The 6,071-nt window shown below is 75.2% G+C and carries 6 protein-coding genes and 1 tRNA gene; 5 read left to right on the forward strand and 2 right to left on the reverse strand.

The features are described 5' to 3' along the window. The first annotated feature begins 454 nt into the window (after positions 1-454). The 5 genes from VGL20_13310 (at position 455) to VGL20_13330 (ending at position 4,162) form a co-directional block, all read left to right on the forward strand. Positions 455-528, forward strand: a tRNA-Cys gene (locus VGL20_13310). Positions 529-536: 8 nt separating this feature from the next. Further along, entirely contained in the window at positions 537-1,769 is a 1,233-nt protein-coding gene (locus VGL20_13315; GenBank protein ID HEY2704661.1) for an aminotransferase class III-fold pyridoxal phosphate-dependent enzyme, read from the forward strand. Continuing rightward, positions 1,766-3,349 (forward strand): hypothetical protein, encoded by a 1,584-nt coding sequence (locus tag VGL20_13320; GenBank protein HEY2704662.1) that lies wholly within the window; start codon positions 1,766-1,768, stop codon positions 3,347-3,349. The genes VGL20_13315 and VGL20_13320 overlap by 4 nt, the downstream gene beginning before the upstream one ends. Before the next feature lie 373 nt (positions 3,350-3,722). Next, positions 3,723-3,878 carry a hypothetical protein gene (locus VGL20_13325; GenBank protein HEY2704663.1) on the forward strand — a complete coding sequence of 52 codons (156 nt, stop codon included), beginning with the start codon at positions 3,723-3,725 and terminating at the stop codon, positions 3,876-3,878. Further along, on the forward strand, positions 3,875-4,162 hold the full coding sequence (locus VGL20_13330; GenBank protein HEY2704664.1) for a hypothetical protein: 288 nt from the start codon (positions 3,875-3,877) through the stop codon (positions 4,160-4,162). The genes VGL20_13325 and VGL20_13330 overlap by 4 nt, the downstream gene beginning before the upstream one ends. Here the strand turns inward: VGL20_13330 and VGL20_13335 are convergent. Both VGL20_13335 and VGL20_13340 read right to left on the reverse strand, forming a co-directional pair. Then, positions 4,159-5,532, reverse strand: coding sequence for a replication-associated recombination protein A (locus VGL20_13335; protein HEY2704665.1), 1,374 nt, complete (start codon positions 5,530-5,532; stop codon positions 4,159-4,161). The genes VGL20_13330 and VGL20_13335 overlap by 4 nt on opposite strands. A gap of 29 nt (positions 5,533-5,561) precedes the next feature. Beyond that, positions 5,562-6,071, reverse strand: a 510-nt coding sequence (locus tag VGL20_13340) for an SPFH domain-containing protein (protein HEY2704666.1), incomplete at its 5' end; no start/stop codon positions are given.

Below are 6,071 nucleotides of genomic sequence, written 5' to 3' on the forward strand. Positions count from 1 at the left end.
CCCGTGTACCGGCAAAAAGGGCCCACGCCCGTGTCGACAACACCCACGATTAGAGGAGCCATGAGCATCAGGGTCGCTATCGTCACCGGGGCCTCGTCGGACATCGGAGAGGCGCCCGCCGGCTCCGCGAGCTCGGCTACACGGTATACGCCGCCGCGCGCCGCGTCGAGCGGATGGCCCCGCTCGCCGACGTCGGCATTGAACCCGTGCCGGTCGACGTGACCGAGCTCTCGCTTGACCCACTGACCGCACGGTCAGCGTTCATCTCGGTGCCGGCCGGCGGTCGACTGCTGGCCAGCCCCCCAGGCTAAACTCCCTGCCGCCGGGCGGCCCCTCGTGGATCCCGGTGGCCGACGAGCCCTCGATCCCGGGCACAGTAGGCAAGCAGAATGGCAAGCAACCGGTGGAGCGGCTGGGCTCGAAGGGCCAGAAATCCAAGCAACACAAGGCGCAAGGCGACGTAGCCAAGTGGTAAGGCACGGGTCTGCAAAACCCTGATCGTGGGTTCGATTCCCACCGTCGCCTCCATCCCTCCCATGACCGCCCCCAGCGACGACGACCTGCAGCTCCGGGCGGCGCGCGTGCTCGCCGGAGGGGCGACCCACGTGATCCGCTCCTACCGGCCGGCGATCCACGTCGAGCGGGCCCGGGGGGCGCGGAAGTGGCTGGTCGACGGCCGCGAGCTGGTCGACTACACCATGGGCCACGGCGCCCTGCTGCTCGGTCACGCCCATCCCGCGGTCGTCGAGGCCGTCGAGCGCCAGCTCAGCCGCGGCACCCACTTCGGCGGAGGCAGCCGCCTCGAGGTGGAATGGGCGGAGCGGATCGTCGACGCCGTGCCCTCGGTCGAGCGGGTGCGCTTCACCTCGTCGGGCACCGAGGCGACGATGCTCGCCCTGCGGCTGGCCCGGGCGGCGACCGGCCGCGACCGGGTGGTCAAGGTGGCCGGGCACTTCCATGGATGGGCCGACCCCCTCGTCGCCGGGCGCGGCGACGACGGCGGCACCGCGCTGCCCTTCGGGGTGCCGCGGGCGGTGGGCGACACCGTCCGGGTGCTGCCCTCGCTCGAGCCCGCCGCCGTCGCCGCCGCCCTCGCCGGCGGGGACGTCGCCGCGCTCATCCTCGAGGCCTCCGGGGCCCGCTTCGGCTGGCTCCCGCTGCCCCCCGAGCACGTCGTCGAGGCGGCGCGGCTGTGCCGGGAGAGCGGCACCCTCCTGGTCGTCGACGAGGTGGTCACCGGCTTCCGGGTGGCCCGCGACGGCATGCAGGGCCGGCTGGGGGTGCGGCCCGACCTGTCCGCCTTCGCCAAGGTGATCGGCGGGGGCCTGCCCGGGGGAGCGGTGGGGGGACGCGCCGGCGTGATGGACCTGCTCGCGGTGCCCGCCGGCGAGGGCGACGAGCACTTCGTCAGCCACCCCGGCACCTTCAACGCCAACCCGCTCAGCGCCGCCGCGGGCATCGCCGCCCTCGACGCCATCGAGGCGCTGGGAGCGCGCGTCTCCGCCGACACCTACGCGTCGGCGCTCGAGCAGGCGTGGGCCGGTGAGCTCGCCGCCGCCGATGCCGGCGGCCGGGTGTGGCGGCTGGCGAGCATCGTCCACCTCTCCCTCGACGACGCCGCCGCCGACGCGCGGCTCGGCATCCTGCTCTGCGAGGAGGGTGTGGACTGCCTGCGCACCAGCGCCTTCTGCTCGGCGGTCCACGGTGACGAGGAGCTGGAGCGGAGCGTCGCCGCGCTGCGCCGCGCCCTCCGCCGGGTCGCGACGTGAGCCTCGAGCTGGAGGCGGGGCGGAGCGTCCTCGACGCCGCCCCGGTGCTCGACGCCGGCGGCCGCACCTGGAGCCTTCCCGACCCCGCCGCGGAGGTGACGGTGCGCGCCGGCAGCGTCGAGGTGGCCTGGCCCGAGCTGCGGCTGCGGCTCCAGGCCACCCCCGACGGCCCCCGCTGGCGCCTCGGCTGCAGCGTGACCGCCGCGACCCCGCTCCGTGTCGACGCCCTCGGGGTGCGGCTGCGCAGCCCCGGGGCCACCCGCATCTGCGTCGACGGCTACCACTCCTGGGACTGGAGCGGGGTGCGCGACGCCACCGTCCCCGGCCGGGGCTGGTGGGGGGCGATCTGGGGCACCCCGGGCGGCGCCGCGGTGGCGGTGGCCCCGGCCCGGCCGCCGCGGCTGGGGGCGGTGACCCTGCGGTGGGACGGCGCCGGCGCGCTCGACGTGCTCACCGCCGGAGAGCCGGAGCAGGAGACCCAGCGCACCGCCGGCCCGCGCAGCCTGGGGATCGAGCTCCCCGCCGGGGAGCGGTTCGCCGCCGAGCCGGTCTCGGCCGGCCCCCTCGACCGCCGCCGCGCCGCCGGTGCCGGGCTGCCCCTCCCCTCCCCCGCCGGTCACCGGCCGGGGCAGCGCCGGGTGGGGTGGATGAGCTGGAACTGCCTCGGGCCCGAGGTCACCGCCCAGGACTGCGCCGACGCCGCCGAGCGGCTGGTGCCACCCGGCGGGGTGGTGCTGCTCGACGACGGCTGGATGCCCTGGTGGGGTGACTGGGTCGAGCGCGACGAGTTCGACGCGACCCTCGCCGAGCTCGCCGCCACCCTGCGGCAGCGCCGCCGCCGGCTCGGCGTCTGGGTGGCGCCGTTCCTCGTCGACCTCCGCTCCGCCACCGCCGGGCTGCCCGGCCTGCCCGTCCTCCGTGACGCCGGAGGGGAGCCGGTCGTCGACCGGCGGCCGCCGAGCTCGCAGCTGGTGCTCGACGCCGCCACCCCCGCCGCCCGCCGCCGGCTCGCCGCGCTGGGCCGCCGCCTGGGGCGGGCGGGGGTGACCGTGCTGAAGCTCGACTTCCTCTACGCCGGCGCCCTGCCGGCGGTGCGACCGCAGGGATGGAGCGGCACCGCGGCGCTCCGGGCCGGGGTCGCCGCGGTCTCCCGAGGCTTCCGCTCCACCGCTCCCCGGGGCAGCGCGGTGTGGGCGTGCGGCGCGCCGGCGCCCCCGCTCGTCGACCTCGTCGACGCCTGCCGCAGCGGCGGCGACTCGGTGCTCAACGTGCCCAACCGCGGCGCCGAGACCCCACCGCCGCCGTGGTTCCTCTTCGGCGAGGCGACGGTGCGCTCCGGCGGCCCGCTGCTGATCGCCGACGCGCCCGGCACCGCCCTGCCGGCGGCCCGCACCCGCGCGCTGCGCGCCGCCCAGGCGGCGGCGGCCGGCCGCCCGGCGCGTCCCCGCAGGCCGCTCGACCCGCTCGCGCTGGAGCCGGCGCCGGAGGACGACGACGACTTCCTCGACTGGCCGGCGGGGCTGGCCGCCGCCTGGGAGGACGCGCCCCGGCGAGGCCGCACGCCACGTCAGGCACGTTGACGCCGGTGTCACCCACGGGGGGCTTCCTGACAGGTTCTGGCCGTTTCTGACGCGATCTCGGGGTCTGGGCGCCCGCCGTTCGGCGGACCGACCGGACGGTGCGAACCATTCGGCATGATGAGCAATGTGTTGGAAAACCAAGCAGGATTCAGCTTCCGGTCAGGTGGTTCTGCCACAACTGGATGCACATCACATTGTTGCCCGCTGCACAGTGCGCGGGCTCCCGCGCGGCGGTAGGATGGTGCCCATCGCCACTGGGGGTGATCGCACCGGCACCAGGCCACCGGTGCCCGACCTCGACGTCTGGCTCCCGCCACCGCGCCGCGCAACGGAGCGTTGATCCGGCGCCCGTGAACAGGAGAAGTTCCGCCGAATGTTCGCCATCCTCGTAGCCCCCGACGGACCGGCGCTCTGCGTCGGGTATCGCACCCTCGACTCCGCCGTCGCCGCGCTCCACCGCCTGCGCGAGAACGGCAGCGAATATGACGCCCACGTCGTCGTGGAAACCACCTCGGAGGACACGCTGTGAGCGCCACCGCCACCATGGCCCATCCCGATCGGCTGATGCTCCGCGAGCGCCCGCCGGCTCCGGTCCGCGACGTCGACCTCGCCGTCGAGCAGCTCGCCGCGCTGCTCGCGGGGTCCGACGGAGATCAGCTGGAGGCGCTCGAGGCCGTCGCCCGTGCCGCCCAGCGTCTCGCCCGAACCCGCCGCCGCGAGGTCCGCCTCGAGGAGGAGCGGCCGGTCCCGATGATGGGGTCGTGGTCGCTCGACAACGGCATGGTCACCAACGTCGTCCTCGGGGAGAACTAACCCCGACCCCGCCGGAGCGCGAGCTCGCGGCGGATCTCCTCCAGCCGGTCGGCGATGCTCGCCTCGGCGCCGTTGCGCGTGGGCTCGTAGTAGCGTCGACCGGCGAGGGCATCGGGCAGGTGTTGCTGCTCCACGATTCCGTCTGCATGGTCGTGTGCATACCGATAGCCATGACCGAAACCCAGCTCACGGCCGACCGCGCTCGACGCGTTGCGGAGGTGCAGCGGCACCGGCTGGTGGAGGGTTGCACGGGCGTCCTCGGCGGCCGCCGAGTAGGCGCGCAGCGCGGAGTTGCTCTTCGGCGCGGTGGCGAGATGGATCGCCGCCTCGGCCAGCGGCAGACGCGCCTCGGGCATCCCCACCAGGTGTGCCGCCTGCTGCGCGGCGACCGCGACGGTGAGCGCACCGGGGTCGGCGAGGCCGATGTCCTCGGCGGCGAGGATCACCAGGCGGCGGGCGACGAACACCGGGTCCTCGCCCGCCTCGAGCATCCGCGCGAGCCAGTAGACCGCCGCGTCGGGATCGCTGCCGCGCACCGACTTGATCAGCGCCGACACCATCCAGTAGTGCTGGTCGCCGGCGCGGTCGCTGACCAGGGTCGGATGCTGCAGGGCGCCGAGCACCGCGGCACGGTCGACGCGCCGGCGAACGCCGTTCGACGGCGTCACCGCGACGGCGATCTCCAGGGCGTCGAGGGCGACCCGCGCGTCGCCGCCGCTGCGCGCCACCAGCTCGTCGAACGCGTCGTCCTCGAGCTCGACGCCGAGACCGCCCAGGCCGCGCTCGGTGTCGCTCAGCGCGCGCTCGACGAGGCGGCGCAGCGCCGCGGCGTCGAGCGCCTCGAGGCGCACCACCCGGGCGCGTGAGAGCAGGGCGGCGTTGACCTCGAAGCCGGGGTTCTCGGTGGTGGCGCCGAGGAGGCGCACCAGCCCGCTCTCGACGTGGGGCAGGATCGCGTCCTGCTGGGCCCGGTTGAACCGGTGGATCTCGTCGATGAAGAGCAGCGTCCGCCGCCCGGTGCGCCGCCGCTCGGCCGCTCGGTCGACGATGCGGCGCAGCTCGGCGACCCCGGAGCTGACCGCGCTCACCGCCTCGAACGCGGAGCCGGTCATCGCGGCGACGATGCCGGCGAGGGTGGTCTTGCCACTGCCCGGTGGTCCCCAGAGGATGATCGACGGCAGCGTGTCGGTCTCGAGGGCGCGGCGCAGCACCGCCTCGGGACCGACGGCGTGCTCCTGGCCGACGAACTTGTCGAGGCTGCGCGGCCGCATCCGGGTGGACAGCGGGGCGCCCGTCAGCGCGGGAGCCGCGGCGGGGGGATGGTCGTCGCCGCCGGGCGCCGCGCCGAAGAGGCCGGGCTGCTCGGTCATCGCGGCGCCATCGTACGCGCCGCGGCCGCTCAGGACGGCGGCGCCGGGGTGCCGGCGACAGTGCCGTTGAACACCGAGCGCAGCGTCTGGGCGGCGCCCATCAGCCCGGCGGACTCGTAGGGGACGACGATCGTCGAGCCCTCGCTGGCGGCGAACTTCGACAGGGTGTCGAGCTGGAGGATGGCGACGAGGGTCTGATCCGGTCGCGCCTCGGTGATCGCGCCGTACACGGTCTTGATCGCCTGGGCGCGGCCCTCGGCCTCGAGGATCGCCGCCTGCCGCGAGCCCTCGGCGCGGAGGATCGATGCCTGCCGGTCGCCCTCGGCCTGCTTGATCAGCGCCTGCCGCTGGCCGTCGGCGATGTTGACCGCCGACTGCTGCTTGCCCTCCGACTGCAGGATCGCGGCGCGCTTCTCCTGGTCGGCGGTCTTCTGCAGGGCCATCGCCTGGAGGATCTGGGCGGGCGGGGTGATGTCCACGATCTCGATGCGGTTGATCCTGATCCCCCACTTGTCGGTCACCGACTCCATCTGCTCCTG

The organism is Candidatus Dormiibacterota bacterium, from assembly GCA_036495095.1.
Classification (GTDB): domain Bacteria; phylum Chloroflexota; class Dormibacteria; order Aeolococcales; family Aeolococcaceae; genus CF-96.

Coding starts and splice junctions, on each gene's coding strand:
- VGL20_13315 (HEY2704661.1), top strand. CDS start 537: ATGACCGCCCCCAGCGACGACGACCTGCAGCTCCGGGCGGCGCGCGTG.
- VGL20_13325 (HEY2704663.1), top strand. CDS start 3,723: ATGTTCGCCATCCTCGTAGCCCCCGACGGACCGGCGCTCTGCGTCGGG.
- VGL20_13335 (HEY2704665.1), bottom strand. CDS start 5,532: ATGACCGAGCAGCCCGGCCTCTTCGGCGCGGCGCCCGGCGGCGACGAC.